Source organism: Aureimonas sp. N4 (assembly GCF_001463925.1).
Classification (GTDB): domain Bacteria; phylum Pseudomonadota; class Alphaproteobacteria; order Rhizobiales; family Rhizobiaceae; genus Aureimonas; species Aureimonas ureilytica_A.
Map to the genome: position 1 here is coordinate 25,277 of NZ_BBWS01000022.1, position 14,238 is coordinate 39,514.

Below are 14,238 nucleotides of genomic sequence, written 5' to 3' on the forward strand. Positions count from 1 at the left end.
GGGGACGTGGGAGTCAATCAAACTCTCCTCAAATGCGAAAAGGAGGGAGGGAGAGGGGGGCGCTGGAGAGCGCCGCGACCTTGAACAGATCGCCCATATCACCCGGCCCGTTGCCCGCCAGCCGATGCACGGCCGCCGTCAATTCGCGCTGCCCTGCCTCGTCCATGGTGGACCCCAGCGCGCCCGCGCGCTCCAAAAGGCCGAGCGCCAGAAGAAAGGCCCCTTGCGTCATCGCGCCCACATGGGCAACCCCAAGCGCAGATCCAAGCGCCAGCACACGCTCGAAATCCACATGGCTGGTGATGTCGGCTTCGCCCACCGCCTCCAACGAGGAAGCGAAGCGGTGGCGGCGCAAAGCCTGAAGCGTATCGCCGAAACCAGTCGCGACGTGGCCGTAATCGATCAGCAGCGCCGCGCCGTTTTGGCTCGCGATATGCCCGGCGAGGGTGCCGATAAAGCCGTCGCGTTCGGGCGAAAACTCGAACACTGCGCCTTCTTCGGGCCGCCCGAGGGCGGCTAGCGACGCGGGCACGGCCCGCAGCGCTGCGCCGTCACACACGACCAAAGCGCCATCCGCCAAACCGATTTCCCGCTCGCGCCATGCGCCATCTGTAAAACGGAGCTGACGAATGGCGATCGCATCCAGAAGCTCGTTCCCGACGAGAAGCAGCGGCAGGCGATCCAGCTCTTGGATCCGGCGATGCCGCGCGATCGGCAGGTCGAAGCGCGACACACGCTCGATCTGCAGCGCGGCCAGACGATCGCTGGTTTCCACGATCCGCACCCGCGCCGCCCGCAGCATATCGGGGTCGATCTGGCGGATGCTGCGCAGCATGTCGTGAAGCAGCGTTCCGCGCCCCGGTCCGACCTCGCAGAGCACGAAGGGCGAGGGGCGTCCGAGTTCCCGCCATGCGGCAACGAGCCATGCGCCGATCAATTCGCCGAACATCTGGCTGACCTCGGGCGCGGTCACAAAATCGCCGCCCGCGCCGAACGGGTCGCGCGTCGCGTAATAGCCATGCTCGCGGTCGAACAGCGCGATGTTCCAGAACCGGTCGAGCCGCATCGGCCCGCTCGCTGCGATCTCCTCGCGAATGCGCCGGTCGAGCGGCGTCAAACGCGGCTCGGTTCGGCGTCGCCGCGCGGCTCATAGGCGCGCGGCTTGGCGGTGAGAACGGCCCAGATTCCGACGAGCAGCATGGGGATCGACAGGATCATGCCCATGGTCACCCAGCTCGTTCCCAGGAGATAGCCGAGCTGTACGTCCGGCATTCGGAAGAATTCCACGAAGATGCGCGCGCAGCCATACAGGAAGATGAAGACGCCCGCCGTCAGGCGCGGGCGGCCGAGGCCCTTCAGTCCGTGTGTCACGAAGCGCAGCGCGAGGAAAAGCACGATGCCCTCCAACGCCGCTTCATAGAGTTGGCTGGGATGGCGCGGTTCCGGCCCGGCGTGCGGAAACACCATGGCCCAGGCCACATCCGTCGGTGCGCCCCACAACTCGCCATTGATGAAATTGGCGATGCGCCCGAAAAACAGACCGAAGGGCACCGAGGCCGCAACCACATCGACGAGAGAGAAAAAGGGCACTTTCTGCGTGCGGCAGAAGAGGAGCATGGCGATCGTCACGCCGATCAACCCGCCATGGAAGGACATGCCGCCCTCCCAGATGCGGAAGGCCGAGAGCGGGTCTTCCGCGATGCGCGCGAAATCATAGAAGAAGATCGAGCCGAGACGCCCGCCGGCGACGATGCCGATCGTGATCCACACGATGAAGTCGTCGATCTGCGTCTTGGTGATAGGAGAGACGCCATTCGGCCAGAGGCGCGGCGTCGAAACGAGATATCGGCCGTACATCCAGCCGCACAGGATGCCCGCGACATAGGCGAGCCCATACCAGCGCAGCGCGATCGGCCCGATCTGAAGAAAGACGGGATCGATCGCGGGATAGGTCAGGACGCCAAAGGCGGCTTGGCTCAGCATAGGGCGGTATCCTCAAAGCTGCATGACAGGGCACGCGCGGGGAGGATGTGCGACGGTGTGCCGTCACGGTCAACCCATGCCGGCTCCATTGCCAAGCGCGGCCCGACCGCCTACCTCAAGGTGAGTTGCAGCCATCGGAGCCAGCCATGACCAACCGAGGACCGAACCGCATGTTGGACGAGTTCGCCCGCATGATGACGGACGCTGCGGGCGCGGCCCAGGGCGTGCGGCGCGAGATGGAGACGGTGTTCCGCACCCAGGGTGAGCGCTTCATCAACCAGATGGACCTCGTGCAGCGCGAGGAGTTCGAGGTCGTGCGCGAAATGGCGGCCAAGGCGCGCATGGAGAACGAGGCGCTGAAGAAGCGCATCGCCGATCTCGAAGCCAAGCTTGGCGGCGGCGTGAAGCCGGCGGACGTGCCGGACGCGATGTAAGCGCGACCCTCCGTTCGAGTTTGAGCGAGGCGATTCGGAGGCGATCCGGGTCGCCTTTTTTGTTGCCGCATGGGGCATTCCCCACGTGCCCTCCGGTCGCGCGCAGCCTGTTTCCGTCTCGTGAAAACCAAGGGGAAAGCCTCTCGAATTTTATCCACAGGCTTTGCACAGATTTGTTGAACGAACCCTCTGCCAGCTTGCGAATCGGAAAGTGCTTTTCGGGGAGTCGCTTACGCTTCACGCCGTCTGGCGAGGGATGGGGAAAGGCGTTTGAAAACGATTAAAATGCCCGCTGCCGTCTGGCATCCGGAATCCCGCTCTATACACTGATTCATAAGGTTGATTCGCCGCGGCGGCGGATCGGCCGGAATGCGGAAGCGGGGCGTGCGAGGAACGCGTCTTGCGGAGGGCGGGTCGCGTGCGGCGCCTGCCGATCCCGCATCGGGTGCGGCTTGTGGGGAATGAAATGCAACTCGCGGAATGGGAACCGAGACGTCACACCAATCCGGTGGACGTGATCGAGCATGTCGCGGCGCTGCGCGAATGGGCCTTCGAGCGCCCCTGCGACAATGAGATCGAAGTCTCCGTCGCGGGCGTCTGGTCGGACTACGCCGTATCCTTCTCGTGGATGGAGGACGCGGAAGTCCTACACCTTGGTTGTGCATTTTCTATGAAGGTGCCGGCCCGCCGCGAGGGCGAGGTGCTGCGTCTTCTCGCCAAGATCAACGAGCAGCAATTGCTCGGCCATTTCGATCTCTGGCCGTCCGAAGGCGCGGTCATGTTCCGCCACACCATGCTTCTGCCGGGCGGCGCGCAGCCGACGGGCCAGCAGGCCGAGCGGCTTCTCGCCGCCGCCTTGCAGGCGTGCGAGCGCTATTATCAGGCCTTCCAGTTCGTGCTCTGGGCGGACCGCGATGCCGAAGGTGCCCTAGCCTGCGCAGTGTTCGATACAGTGGGTAATGCCTGAATGAGTCAGACGAGTGGTTTTTCGGCAGGGCGGCTGACGCTGCTTGGCGGCGGCAATATGGGCGGCGCGATGCTGCGCGGTTGGATCGCGGCCGGGCTCGACCCCGCCAGCGTCACTGTGGTCGATCCTCGCCCGAACGACGCTTTGGCGGAACTCTTCGAAGCGGGTGTCCACCATCGAACCTCCGCGCCGGACGAGGTGCAGGATGTGATCGTCCTCGCCGTCAAACCTCAGATGCTGGACGAGGCGGCCTCTCAGCTGGGCGCGGCTGTCGGCACGGAAACGCTGCTGATTTCGGTGGCGGCCGGTCGCACCGTCGCCTCCATCGAAGGCCTGCTCGGCGCACATCCCGTGGTTCGTGCCATGCCCAATACGCCCGCGCTGATCGGTCGGGGCATCACGGGCGCCTTTGCCAATGCTCGCGTGGACGAGAGCAAGCGCGCTCTGGCCGACCGACTTCTCTCCGCCAGCGGCCCGGTGGAATGGCTGCCTGGCGAAGCCGAGATCGACATGGTGACGGCCGTGTCCGGCAGCGGGCCGGCCTATGTCTTCCTGCTGGCCGAAGCTTTGGCGGAAGCGGGCGTTGCGGCCGGTCTCGAACCCTCGCTCGCGATGCGCCTCGCGCGCCATACCGTGGCCGGGGCAGGCGAGCTGATGATCCGCTCTACGGACGAGCCGGCCCAGCTTCGCCGCAACGTGACCTCGCCCAAGGGCACCACGGAGGCGGCCTTGAAAGTTCTGATGGCCGACGATGGGTTCGGTCCGCTTCTCACGCGCGCCGTCGCCGCCGCGAAAACGCGCGCCGAAGAGTTGGCGCAGGGATGAGTGACGCCAGCACGCCCTCCGCATCCATCACCTACGGCGATTTCGAGAAGGTGGATATTCGCGTCGGGACGATCGTCTCGGCCGAGCCCTTTCCCGAGGCTCGCAAGCCTGCTTTCCGCCTCCTGATCGATTTCGGACCCGAGATCGGGCAGAAGAAGTCGTCGGCGCAGATCACGGTACGCCATAGCCCGGACGAGTTGGTCGGGCGTCAGGTCATGGCGGTCGTCAACTTCCCGCCCCGTCAGATCGGGCCAATGCGTTCCGAAGTGCTGACGCTGGGTTTCCCCGATGCGGACGGACATGTCGTGCTCGCCGCCCTCAGCCATCCCGTGCCGAACGGCGGCCGTCTTTTCTGATCAGGGCGCGCCATCCCGTCAGACGGGAAGGCGCACCATGGCTTTGAGTCCGCCCAGTGTGGATTCGGACAAGAGGATGTCGCCGCCGTGGCTGCGGGCGATGTCTCGGGCGATCGCGAGGCCAAGGCCCGTGCCGCCCGCGTCGATATTGCGCGCCTCGTCCAGCCGAACGAAGGGTTTGAACACGTCCTCGCGCCGATCGGCCGGAATGCCCGGCCCGTCATCCTCGACGGAGATCGTCAGCCAGCGGTCGTCATGCCGGGCGGTCAGACGCACCCGCGTTCCATGCCGCATGGCATTGGCCACGAGATTGCCGATGAGGCGAGTGAACGAGTCCGGCCGAACGGTGATCAGCGGATCGCCCAGGATGTCGGTTTCGATCAAGCGCTCCTTCAGCGCAGCTTCGCTTTCGAAACGCGCGAAAAGCCGCTCCAGGTCGAGTTCGCCCACATCCTCGCCCGCTTCTCCCTTGGCAAAGGCGAGATAGCCTTCGAGCATTCGACCCATCTCGTCGACGTCCTGCTCGAGTTCTTGCCGGTCCTCGTTTTCATCGAGCAAGGCGAGCTGAAGCCGGAAGCGGGTGAGAACGGTGCGAAGGTCGTGGCTGACGCCGTTGAGCATCTGCGTGCGCTGCTCGATCTGACGCTCGATCCGGTCTCGCATCTGGATGAAGGCGACCGAGGCGCGGCGCACTTCCGACGCGCCTCGCACTCGAAAATTCTCGGGCATCGGAAGCCCGCGCCCGAACCCCTCGGCGGCCTGAGCCAGCTTCTGAATGGGCCGGATCTGGTTGCGGAGGAACAGAATGGCGATCAGCAGAAGCACCGCCGACGTCCCGACCATCCAGACCAGGAAGATATGAGTGTTCGACGCATAGGCCGAGTTTCGCGGCGCGAAGACGCGCAGGAGATGATGCGGCAGCTGAATGCGGATTTCGAGGATGCGCGACTCGCCCACGGAGTCGATCCAGAAGGGACGCCCGATCTGGCGCGTCAGCTCCTCCGACAGAATGCTGTCGAGAATATTGAAGAAGGGCTTGGGCGCCGGTGGGGGCAGGGGCTCGGGCGGCAGGACGAGGACGTTCAATCCCAGCCTTTCCCGAGCGATCCGGTTGATGGTCAGAAATTCCGGGTCTTGCGGGTATTGATCGATAATATCGATGATCGCCGCGATGTCCTGCACCACGGCGGTGGATAGGCGCTGCGTCACCGTCTGCCAGTGCCGCTCCATGAAGACGAAGGCCAGGACGGATTGCAGCAGCACCATGGGTGCGATGATGATGATCAGCGAGCGCGCATAAAGGCCCTTGGGCGTGCGGCGCGAGACGAAGCGCGGCACGTGCCGAAAGGGTCCGCGCCAGATGCGGGGCTTCTTCAAAAAGCTCAGGCCGGGCAGGGAGGGCCACCGCTCCGTGCGCCAGCGCTCGAACAGCGTCATCGCGCCGAAGCTCCTGTTGCCTGGGTCAATCGACGTTCAGCCGGTATCCGATGCCGCGCACGGTTTGGAGCCAGAGCGGATTGGCGGGATCGCTCTCGATCTTGCGGCGCAGCCGGTTGATCTGCACGTCCACCGTCCGCTCCCCGACATCGGCCTCACCGCCGAGCAGGTCCTGACGGTGGATCGTGTCGCCGGCTTTCTGGGCGAACTGAACCATGATGTCCTGTTCACGCTCCGTCAGGCGGATGATCTCGGCGCCGCGCTTCAGCTCGCGGCGCGACAGGGAGAAGCTGAAGGGTCCGAAGCGCACATGCTCCACCTTCTGGATCGGCTGCGTGTTGCCGCGCTTGAGGATGTTGTTGACGCGCAGCAGCAGTTCGCGCGGGTCGAAGGGCTTGGACAGATAATCCTCCGCGCCCGCTTCCAGCCCCAGAATGCGGTCGTCCGTTTCCGAGCGCGCCGTCAGCATCAGGATCGGAATGTCTCTGATAGCCGAGAGCGAACGCGTGAGGTCCAGCCCACTTTCGCCGGGCATCATCACGTCCACGATCATCAGGTCGAAGTCGAGCCCGGTCAGGATGCGCCGCGCCTCGGCGGCGTCGGCTGCGACCGACACGCGAAAACCGCGCTCGCTGAGGAACCGCGACAGGAGACTGCGGATGCGCCGGTCGTCATCCACCACGAGAAGATGCGGCGCGTCGTCATCGAGAGCCGCGTGGCGCGCCACGCTTTCGGACAATGTCACGGCCTCATGTCTCCTTTCCGATGCCCTGTCGCGTAAACCAGTCGCGCGTCGCCTTCCGGTCGTTGCTCATTTCCAGAAGGAAATCATTCACTCGGCCCGGATCGTCCACCGCCGCCTCGCGAAACGCCGCGTCGATCCGGCGAACCTGCGCGCGCGACAGTTCCAGCGTCAGAGTGCGGCCTTTTTCCGTCGGATAGAGCCGCCGCTGCCTTCGATCGTCGCTTCCCTGCACCTGGACGACGAATTCCTCGTCGATCAACTGGCGCAACACGCGCGACAGCGACTGCTTGGTGATCTGCAGAAGGTCCAGAAGATCGGCCACCGTCATGCCAGGCGCGCGATTGACGAAATGCAGGATGCGGTGATGCGCCCGTCCGAATCCGTAGCGCTCCAGAATGGAATCCGCATCGGCCGTGAATTCGCGATAGGCGAAGAAGAACAACTCGATCAGGCGAAAGTCCAGCTCGCCGCGCGTCGGCAAGGGCTCTTCCACGATGCGAGGGCTCTCTGGCCGGAGAGTTTCGGGCAATGCGGCATCCATCGATTCAGTCAGCAACCATGACGTCGTGTTGGTCCATTGTTACACCCTGCCATTCCCTTGGAACAGCCTGTCGCCGAGAGCTCGCATGGCAGGCCAAAGGAACGGGGGAGGTGTACCGTTTTGAAACATGCCACCGATATGGCCGCCGCTCGTTTGTCCCCGCCCGCCGCTCCATGTTAGGCCCAAGAAGCCGCGAATGCCGGAGGATTGCCATGAGCCGCCTGTCGATCGAGATCGTTCCTGTCACGCCCTTCCAGCAGAATTGCTGCATCCTCTTCGATGAGAGTGAGAAGCGCGGCGTGGTGGTCGATCCCGGCGGCGACGTGCCCGATATTCTCGCGGCGCTGGATCGTCTGGGGGTCTCGCTGGAGGCGATTTGGATCACTCACGGTCATATCGACCATGCCGGCGGCGCGATGGACCTAAAGGATGCAACCGGCGTCGACATCATCGGCCCGCATCGTGACGACCAGCCGCTTCTCTTCCGGCTCGAGGATCAGGCGCGCATGTTCGGGCTTTCGGGGGGCGTGCGCAACGCCGTGCCCGACCGCTGGCTCAGCGAGGGCGAAACGCTGGCCATCGGCTCGCACCTCTTCGAAGTCCTGCATACGCCAGGCCATTCGCCGGGCCATGTCGTCTTCTTCAACCGCGCCGCCCGCTTTCTTCATGCGGGCGACGTTCTGTTCGCGGGCTCGATCGGGCGGACCGATCTTCCGGGCGGTGATCACGCCACGCTTCTGCGCTCGATCCGCGAAAAGGTTCTGCCGCTCGGAGATGATGTCGGCTTCATCTGCGGACACGGTCCGGGAAGCCGCCTCGGCACCGAGCGCCGAAGCAATCCGTTCCTGGTCTGAGACCGCGTTGTTCCGTTTTGAAACGGAGCCTCGTCAGTTTGCGGCGTCGCCCGTGCAGAAGCGTCGGCGACCGGTTTCGTCCGTATAGGTGCCGAGCGAAGCATCGAAGTTCGGATAGCGAGACACGCAGTCGCGCAGCCAGTCCTCCGTCCAGGGCTCGAAGCCGGACGAGGCTTTGGCGGGCGTAGCAGGCGTGGCGGTGGGCGCGGCACGTTGCGCTACCCGTCCACCCTCCGGAGCGGGCGTGGGCACGGGAACGCGCATGGCGTCCGGCATCTGGGCCTGCGGACGAGCGGGCTCGGGCTTGTCCACCGGCACGTCCGGGTCCGGGTAGACGGTGACGGCCTGTTCGGCCGGGCTGAGCTTGGCGAACTCCACCGAACCCGGCGCGCGGCCGAGTTGCACATCGTCCTTTTCAGGTGACGCGCGGCGAAAATCCGGGCTGATGCGAATGATCTTCGTGGTGCCGGAATACACGATGTCCAGCCCGTCCGGGCCGTAGGGTCGCCGGTCGAGGCGAGCCGTTTCCACATCGATGATCTTCGGCGCATGTGCGCCGGGCAGGGTATGGAAGCTCGGCGCGATCTGCTTCTCGTCCAAGGCGCGATTGATCTGGATCACCGAAATGCTGCCGCCCCCGGTTCCGGAGGTTCCATACGGCGCGCCCTCCGATCCCGGCCAGCCACCATCCTCCAGACGCGACACCGAGCCATGGTGACGGCGGCCGCTATACGAGCCGTAGCCGCCATGGGGATCGTGAAGTCCGGGATAGCGCGCCAGTTCAACGCCGTCCGAAATGGAGCCGACCGAACCCACGGCTTGGCCCGCCATCGCCGAGGGCGCTGCCGACACGGCCATGGCCATGGAAAACAGGAGGTGCTGGAGCCGCATGTGCTGATCTCGTGTTAACGATTCGTTAACAAGGATACAGCAAGGCGCGTGCCAGGAAAGCCGTTCCGATCTGGAACGGGGCGGTGGCGTCTATGGCCGGTATGGGGTGGAAGAGCCGGCCTGTCGACCGGTGGCGCAGATCGGGCAGGGGCACCGCATGGTGTTGGACGCTGCCGCCGTGAACCGTTGAGCGACGGCGATGTGATCCTTGTCACGATCGACGTCCACGGTGAACCGTCCTTCGCGCCGGAGCCGCAGAGCGATCTCGAGTTCACGGGGCGGAAAATGGTTCGGCGTCAAACGAAAGGCGGCCCGTTTGACGAGGTCAAACGAGCCGCTGAAACTGTGGAACGCTCGCCGAGGCGGCGTCTTGTTCGGGTGTCAGCCCGCCATCTCGAGGTTCACAGCCTTCGGGCCCTTGCCGCGCTTGTCCGGCTCGGTGTCGTAAGACACTTTCTGGTTTTCCACGAGGCCGGGAAGGCCGGAGGCCTGAACAGCCGAGATATGGACGAAGATATCGGCGCCGCCATTGTCAGGCTTGATGAAACCGAAACCCTTTTCGGTATTGAAGAACTTGACTGTACCGGTCTGTGACATGTGGAACCTTTTTCCTTATGCTTTTCAGGTTTCCCTGATCTGTATTGCAGGCAAGTCTTGATGCGAGGAAAAGGAACCGATACATCGCGACCCGCTTTCGCGGACCACCCGGAGGATGCGCCTCCGATACGCAATTCGTCCATTACCCGAGTTCGCGAATTTGCCCGAACACGAACTTTGTGAAACGAGTTTCTAGACTTTGCAAGCAAAAGTTTTTCGACGCCTCTTGTCCTGTACGTCATCTGACAAATGGAGATTTGAACCGCTCGGTAAAAAATCCGCGCAAACTTCTGATTTGTCATCGAGTTTTACTCCAGACAGATAAGAGGCCGAAGAAGCGGTTTGGGGAATAGACGCGCGAAGCTTGCATGAATCGTTTCTCGAAAGAGCGTTCACGTTGCTTTCCGGGAAGCGTGAAGTCGCCCTTCTTGATATGGGGAACTTATCGATGCGGGAGGCCTTCCTCTCTCGAACGTTCGCAAGCCGAACAGAGATCAGAAGGAAGTTTCCCATGATGAAGACCATTCTCATCGCCACCGGGTTTGCCGCGATCGCGGCCTTCCCCGTTCTTGCACAGTCGTCCACCGATGGCGCGTCCACCTCCGCAGCGCCGGTGATGCCGCAGGCCTCGCAGACAACGCCGGATCAGATGGGCCGCGCCGCCACGACGGGTAACACATCGGCTGCCCCGTCCACCGGCACCATGTCGGATGGAGCTATGGCGCCGCAGGGCTCGGACACGATGTCCACCGGCTCGGTCGATCGTGACCCGAGCGAAATCCAGACCCAAGGCATGGACCCGAATGCGGCCGCAGCGGCTCAGGAAAGCACCCCATCGAACGGCCTCGTTCCGGGTCAGAGCCCGAACTGATCTCACGTCAATTCGCGGATGGGGAGGCCGTCTTTCGGGACGGCCTTTTCTTTTGGCTTTCGTCTCTCTCGCAGGAACGGCAGGCCGACGGCGACCGTTTCCTCGCATATGTTTTTCGAAGGATCAGATCATGAATCGTCCCATCGGGATCGTAGCTCTGGGTCTATGGACCGTTGCCATGGCCTTGCCTGCGGCTGCACAGGATTCCGCGCCCATTCCCCGCAATGGAGGCGTGGTGCAGGTCGAAGCCGGCCGCAGCGTCGCGCGGGAAGCGCCCGGACTACCGGGTGTCGGCCTCGATGGCGGCAGCGCGGAGCGGGATTTGCCGCGTGGACCGGGCGGCCTTGCCAATGGTGTCGGCGCCTATGGCGTCATGGCCCCGGACGCATCGGGAACCGCTGGCAATACGCTGACCCGCATCCCCGGAGCCATCCCGGATACGAACGACAGTTCGGGCATTCCGCTCGCGTCACCCGGCGCACCGGTGCGCTGATGTCTCGAAGCTGACGCCTTACAGCCGCGCGCCAGCGTGCGCGGCGTCGGACCCCAGCCCAGGAAAGGCATATATCATGAAACATTCTCGGTTCTGGTTCGCCGGACTGGCGATCCTCAGCGTTGTGGCAGTGGTGGATAGCGCGGCCGCATCGGAAGAAACGCTCCAGCTTTCGCCGCGCGAGCGCGAACAGGTGGTCGGCCATTATGTGAGGCCCGATGGTCGCGTCGTGCCGCTTGTGGAGAACAATGGCATTCCGTTCCTGTTCGGGCTCGGCGATGCGCGGGGAAAGCCGTCGAGCGTTCCGCTCGTGAATGGCCGAACCGCGACGGTCGAAGCTTCAACGGCATCGGGAGGGATCGTTCCGGGCCAAGACCCCGAGTAACGGTCGCCTGCACTCGTCCCGATCCGCGAAGCTGCTCGGAGAGCGGCAGGTCTTTTTTTGCGCAAAGGGCACAGAAAATAGGCGATGGTTGTTGGAAAGATCGCAGGGCATCCTTTCAATTGTCCGACGTCCAGTGTCAAACCCGCTGGAGATCGTGTTCCAAAGCCGATGAAGAAAGTTCCGATGCGTTTTCCTGTCGCCTTTTCGCCCCTTGCCGCGACTCGTCGCTCCGTCCTGAGCCTCTTGACCTTGTCTGCCGTCATGATCGGTGGCGGCGCCATGTTGGGCTCCGAGGCCAAGGCCGCGGAAACCGTGAAGGTCGGCATCATGGCGGGCGAGGATGAAGAGGTCTGGAAGGTCGTAGCTGCGGAAGCGGCAAAGAACGACCTCGACGTCGAACGCGTGGTGTTCTCGGATTACGTGCAGCCGAATGAGGCACTGGCGAATGGTGAGATCCAGGCCAACGCCTTCCAGCATCAGCCCTATCTCAACGCGCAGGTGCAGCAGCACGGCTACAAGATCGTGCCGGTCGGCTACACGCTGATCCAGCCGATCGGCCTCTACTCCCGCAAGCACAAGAGTGTTGCCGACCTGCCCGAAGGGGCTTCGATCGGCATTCCCAACGACCCGTCGAACGCCGGCCGCGCGCTGAACCTTCTCCAAGCTCAGGGGTTGATCAAGCTGCGCGATGGCGCGGGCATTCTTGCAACCGCGATCGATGTCGAAAGCAACCCGAAGACCATCCAGATTCGCGAGCTGGATGCCGGGATCGTGGGGCGCTCGATCGACGATCTCGACGCTGGCGTCGTCAACACGGATTGGGCACTGAAGAGCGGTATCGATCCCCAGAAGGAGCGCATTGCGCAGGAGCCTCTGGAAAACAATCCCTACCGCAACTTCATCGCCGTCCGCGAGCAGGACAAGGACGCGCCTTGGGTCAAGACGCTCGTCAGCGCCTATCAGACCGACGCGGTGAAGCAGGCTCTGGCCACATGGTACAAGGGAACGACCCTGCCGGCTTGGTGATCTCAAGCCCGTCCTGAACGAATCCACCCGTTTTGAACGGGCGGTGGCTGCCCTGCCGGGCAACCGCCGCCCGCTTCTCGTTTCGAAAAGGCCTGTGATCGCATCGCCATGACAATCTCACCTCTTGGCTCCTCGCCCAGCCCGGATAGGACGACCCCCATCCTTCGGTTGGCGGGTGTTTCCAAACGTTTCGGTTCCCATCAAGCTCTGCGAGGGATCGACCTGTCCGTTCAAAAGGGCGAAATCCTCGGCATTATCGGCCGCTCGGGCGCCGGCAAATCGACGTTGATCCGTTGCATCAACGGGCTGGAACAGCCGGATGAAGGCCGAGTGGAGGTCGAGGGGCGTTCGATCGAGCGCCTCAGCGAGCGTGAGCTTCAGCCGCTGCGCCGCCGCGTCGGCATGGTCTTCCAGCACTTCAACCTTCTGGCCAATCGCACGGCCGCCGAGAATATCGCCCTGCCGCTCAAAATCGCCGGTGTAGGGCGGGCCGAGCGCACGCGGCGCGTTGCCGAGCTGCTCGATCTCGTAGGGCTCGGCGGTCGCGGCGATCGCTTCCCGGCGCACATGTCGGGCGGGCAGAAGCAGCGGGTCGGCATCGCGCGCGCCCTCGCAGCCGACCCGGCTCTGCTTCTGTCCGACGAGGCGACCTCGGCGCTCGATCCGGAAACGACCGAGCAGATCCTGGCGCTTCTTGGCGACATCAACCAGCGGCTCGGCCTCACCATCGTTCTGATCACGCATGAGATGGAAGTCGTGCGCCGCATCGCGAACCGTGTCGTGGTTCTGGAAGGCGGCGCCGTCGCGGAAGAGGGGCCTGTCTGGCAGGTTTTCGCTGAGCCGGCTTCGCCGGTGACGCGCGGCCTTCTCCAATCCATCACGCCCGAACTGCCACAGCGCATCCTCTCCACCCTCTCATCTGAGCCGCCCGGCGAGGCCGTTCTGCGCCTCGACTTCGGTGGGGAGCGTGCAGACGATCCGGTGATCTCGGATTTCACGCGTGCCTTTGGCAGGCCTGCCCGCATCGTCGGTGGTCATGTGGACGAAATCCAGGGCCGTCCGGTCGGTCGTCTCTTCATCGGCGTCGAGCAAAGCGGACCTGACGACCTGAAGGCCGTCATGGATTTCCTCGCCGCCCGAACCCTCAAGACGGAGTGCCTCGGCTATGTCCGCCGCGCTGTATGATCTTCTCTGGCGCTCCACATGGGAGACCTTGCTGATGACCGGAGCCTCGGGCCTCGCCTCGCTGGTTTTCGGTCTCCCGATCGGTCTGCTTCTCGTTCTGACCGATCGGGGCGCGATCCTGCAGAACCTCTGGCTGAATCGCATTCTGGGCGGCGTCGTGAACGCCTTCCGCTCCGTGCCCTTCATCATCCTTCTGGTGGCGCTGATCCCCTTCACGCGCCTCGTCGTCGGCACCTCGATCGGCACATGGGCGGCCATCGTGCCGCTCTCCGTCGCTGCCATTCCCTATTACGCGCGGATCGCGGAGGTCTCCTTGCGCGAGGTCGATCCGAACTTGGTGGAAGCGGCGCGCGCCATGGGGGCGGGGCGCTGGACGATCGTGCGCGAGGTGTTGATCCCCGAGGCCCTGCCGGGGTTGGTGTCGGGCTTTGTCGTGACGCTGGTGACGCTGATCGGCGCGACGGCCGTGGCGGGCGCCATCGGCGCGGGCGGCTTGGGCGATCTCGCGATCCGCTACGGCTACCAGCGCTTCGAAACGAGCGTCATGGTCGCGGTCGTCGCGATCCTGATCGTCCTGGTCTGCCTGCTGCAATGGGGCGGCGACAGGCTGGTGGCTCGGCTCGACCATCGCAAGTGACAACGAGAAAG

At 64.0% G+C, this 14,238-nt stretch carries 18 protein-coding genes; 11 read left to right on the forward strand and 7 right to left on the reverse strand.

Annotation, left to right across the window (positions count from 1 at the left end; genetic code table 11):
• Window positions 1-28: 28 nt before the first annotated feature.
• Together AUL28_RS07030 and lgt are read right to left on the reverse strand one after the other, a co-directional pair.
• A complete protein-coding gene (locus AUL28_RS07030) occupies window positions 29-1,117 on the reverse strand; it encodes a class I SAM-dependent methyltransferase (protein ID WP_062231219.1) in 1,089 nt (362 codons plus the stop codon).
• A complete protein-coding gene (gene lgt / locus AUL28_RS07035) occupies window positions 1,114-1,983 on the reverse strand; it encodes a prolipoprotein diacylglyceryl transferase (RefSeq protein WP_062231220.1) in 870 nt (289 codons plus the stop codon). Before lgt ends, AUL28_RS07030 begins: the two co-directional genes overlap by 4 nt.
• A gap of 146 nt (window positions 1,984-2,129) precedes the next feature.
• Between lgt and AUL28_RS07040 the strand changes: the two genes are divergently transcribed.
• The 4 genes from AUL28_RS07040 to AUL28_RS07055 all read left to right on the forward strand — a co-directional run bounded on the left by AUL28_RS07040 (window position 2,130) and on the right by AUL28_RS07055 (window position 4,565).
• Entirely contained in the window at window positions 2,130-2,417 is a 288-nt protein-coding gene (locus AUL28_RS07040; protein ID WP_058602265.1) for an accessory factor UbiK family protein, read from the forward strand.
• A 466-nt stretch (window positions 2,418-2,883) separates the two neighbouring features.
• Window positions 2,884-3,384, forward strand: a complete 501-nt coding sequence (locus tag AUL28_RS07045) for a YbjN domain-containing protein (RefSeq protein WP_062231304.1) — start codon at window positions 2,884-2,886, stop codon at window positions 3,382-3,384.
• Window positions 3,385-4,209, forward strand: coding sequence for a pyrroline-5-carboxylate reductase (proC, locus tag AUL28_RS07050; RefSeq protein ID WP_062231222.1), 825 nt, complete (start codon window positions 3,385-3,387; stop codon window positions 4,207-4,209).
• Entirely contained in the window at window positions 4,206-4,565 is a 360-nt protein-coding gene (locus AUL28_RS07055; RefSeq protein WP_062231224.1) for a tRNA-binding protein, read from the forward strand. Before proC ends, AUL28_RS07055 begins: the two co-directional genes overlap by 4 nt.
• An 18-nt stretch (window positions 4,566-4,583) precedes the next feature.
• On the opposite strand, the gene AUL28_RS07060 is transcribed toward AUL28_RS07055, so the two are convergent.
• From AUL28_RS07060 to AUL28_RS07070, 3 genes are read right to left on the reverse strand one after another with little or no spacing between them, the layout of a single operon-like run.
• Window positions 4,584-6,002 carry an ATP-binding protein gene (locus AUL28_RS07060; protein WP_244493435.1) on the reverse strand — a complete coding sequence of 473 codons (1,419 nt, stop codon included), beginning with the start codon at window positions 6,000-6,002 and terminating at the stop codon, window positions 4,584-4,586.
• Window positions 6,003-6,027: 25 nt separating this feature from the next.
• Window positions 6,028-6,741 carry a response regulator gene (locus AUL28_RS07065; protein WP_082640311.1) on the reverse strand — a complete coding sequence of 238 codons (714 nt, stop codon included), beginning with the start codon at window positions 6,739-6,741 and terminating at the stop codon, window positions 6,028-6,030.
• A 10-nt stretch (window positions 6,742-6,751) separates the two neighbouring features.
• Window positions 6,752-7,288 (reverse strand): MarR family winged helix-turn-helix transcriptional regulator, encoded by a 537-nt coding sequence (locus tag AUL28_RS07070; protein WP_062231226.1) that lies wholly within the window; start codon window positions 7,286-7,288, stop codon window positions 6,752-6,754.
• A 212-nt stretch (window positions 7,289-7,500) separates the two neighbouring features.
• Here AUL28_RS07070 and AUL28_RS07075 point away from each other — a divergent pair, with 212 nt between their 5' ends.
• Window positions 7,501-8,142 carry an MBL fold metallo-hydrolase gene (locus AUL28_RS07075; RefSeq protein WP_062231227.1) on the forward strand — a complete coding sequence of 214 codons (642 nt, stop codon included), beginning with the start codon at window positions 7,501-7,503 and terminating at the stop codon, window positions 8,140-8,142.
• A gap of 33 nt (window positions 8,143-8,175) precedes the next feature.
• Here AUL28_RS07075 and AUL28_RS07080 read toward each other — a convergent pair whose 3' ends face one another.
• Both AUL28_RS07080 and AUL28_RS07085 read right to left on the reverse strand, forming a co-directional pair.
• On the reverse strand, window positions 8,176-9,033 hold the full coding sequence (locus AUL28_RS07080) for a hypothetical protein (RefSeq protein WP_062231228.1): 858 nt from the start codon (window positions 9,031-9,033) through the stop codon (window positions 8,176-8,178).
• A gap of 381 nt (window positions 9,034-9,414) precedes the next feature.
• Window positions 9,415-9,630 carry a cold-shock protein gene (locus AUL28_RS07085; protein WP_058602272.1) on the reverse strand — a complete coding sequence of 72 codons (216 nt, stop codon included), beginning with the start codon at window positions 9,628-9,630 and terminating at the stop codon, window positions 9,415-9,417.
• Window positions 9,631-10,141: 511 nt separating this feature from the next.
• Here AUL28_RS07085 and AUL28_RS07090 point away from each other — a divergent pair.
• The 6 genes from AUL28_RS07090 (at window position 10,142) to AUL28_RS07115 (ending at window position 14,227) form a co-directional block, all read left to right on the forward strand.
• Entirely contained in the window at window positions 10,142-10,501 is a 360-nt protein-coding gene (locus AUL28_RS07090; protein ID WP_062231230.1) for a hypothetical protein, read from the forward strand.
• Window positions 10,502-10,631: 130 nt separating this feature from the next.
• On the forward strand, window positions 10,632-10,994 hold the full coding sequence (locus tag AUL28_RS07095; RefSeq protein WP_058602274.1) for a hypothetical protein: 363 nt from the start codon (window positions 10,632-10,634) through the stop codon (window positions 10,992-10,994).
• Window positions 10,995-11,070: 76 nt separating this feature from the next.
• Window positions 11,071-11,379, forward strand: coding sequence for a hypothetical protein (locus AUL28_RS07100; protein WP_062219268.1), 309 nt, complete (start codon window positions 11,071-11,073; stop codon window positions 11,377-11,379).
• 183 nt (window positions 11,380-11,562) lie between these two features.
• On the forward strand, window positions 11,563-12,405 hold the full coding sequence (locus AUL28_RS07105) for a MetQ/NlpA family ABC transporter substrate-binding protein (RefSeq protein WP_062219370.1): 843 nt from the start codon (window positions 11,563-11,565) through the stop codon (window positions 12,403-12,405).
• 108 nt (window positions 12,406-12,513) lie between these two features.
• The gene (locus AUL28_RS07110; RefSeq protein WP_062231232.1) at window positions 12,514-13,590 is read left to right on the forward strand and encodes a methionine ABC transporter ATP-binding protein; all 1,077 of its coding nucleotides are present in this window, start codon (window positions 12,514-12,516) and stop codon (window positions 13,588-13,590) included.
• Window positions 13,571-14,227: a methionine ABC transporter permease gene (locus AUL28_RS07115; protein WP_062231234.1), complete on the forward strand. Its 657-nt coding sequence runs from the start codon at window positions 13,571-13,573 to the stop codon at window positions 14,225-14,227. The genes AUL28_RS07110 and AUL28_RS07115 overlap by 20 nt, the downstream gene beginning before the upstream one ends.
• The last annotated feature ends 11 nt before the right edge of the window (window positions 14,228-14,238 follow it).

Coding starts and splice junctions, on each gene's coding strand:
- lgt (WP_062231220.1), bottom strand. CDS start 1,983: ATGCTGAGCCAAGCCGCCTTTGGCGTCCTGACCTATCCCGCGATCGAT.
- AUL28_RS07040 (WP_058602265.1), top strand. CDS start 2,130: ATGACCAACCGAGGACCGAACCGCATGTTGGACGAGTTCGCCCGCATG.
- AUL28_RS07045 (WP_062231304.1), top strand. CDS start 2,884: ATGCAACTCGCGGAATGGGAACCGAGACGTCACACCAATCCGGTGGAC.
- proC (WP_062231222.1), top strand. CDS start 3,385: ATGAGTCAGACGAGTGGTTTTTCGGCAGGGCGGCTGACGCTGCTTGGC.
- AUL28_RS07055 (WP_062231224.1), top strand. CDS start 4,206: ATGAGTGACGCCAGCACGCCCTCCGCATCCATCACCTACGGCGATTTC.
- AUL28_RS07060 (WP_244493435.1), bottom strand. CDS start 6,002: ATGACGCTGTTCGAGCGCTGGCGCACGGAGCGGTGGCCCTCCCTGCCC.
- AUL28_RS07070 (WP_062231226.1), bottom strand. CDS start 7,288: ATGGATGCCGCATTGCCCGAAACTCTCCGGCCAGAGAGCCCTCGCATC.
- AUL28_RS07075 (WP_062231227.1), top strand. CDS start 7,501: ATGAGCCGCCTGTCGATCGAGATCGTTCCTGTCACGCCCTTCCAGCAG.
- AUL28_RS07080 (WP_062231228.1), bottom strand. CDS start 9,033: ATGCGGCTCCAGCACCTCCTGTTTTCCATGGCCATGGCCGTGTCGGCA.
- AUL28_RS07085 (WP_058602272.1), bottom strand. CDS start 9,630: ATGTCACAGACCGGTACAGTCAAGTTCTTCAATACCGAAAAGGGTTTC.
- AUL28_RS07090 (WP_062231230.1), top strand. CDS start 10,142: ATGATGAAGACCATTCTCATCGCCACCGGGTTTGCCGCGATCGCGGCC.
- AUL28_RS07095 (WP_058602274.1), top strand. CDS start 10,632: ATGAATCGTCCCATCGGGATCGTAGCTCTGGGTCTATGGACCGTTGCC.
- AUL28_RS07100 (WP_062219268.1), top strand. CDS start 11,071: ATGAAACATTCTCGGTTCTGGTTCGCCGGACTGGCGATCCTCAGCGTT.
- AUL28_RS07105 (WP_062219370.1), top strand. CDS start 11,563: ATGCGTTTTCCTGTCGCCTTTTCGCCCCTTGCCGCGACTCGTCGCTCC.
- AUL28_RS07110 (WP_062231232.1), top strand. CDS start 12,514: ATGACAATCTCACCTCTTGGCTCCTCGCCCAGCCCGGATAGGACGACC.
- AUL28_RS07115 (WP_062231234.1), top strand. CDS start 13,571: ATGTCCGCCGCGCTGTATGATCTTCTCTGGCGCTCCACATGGGAGACC.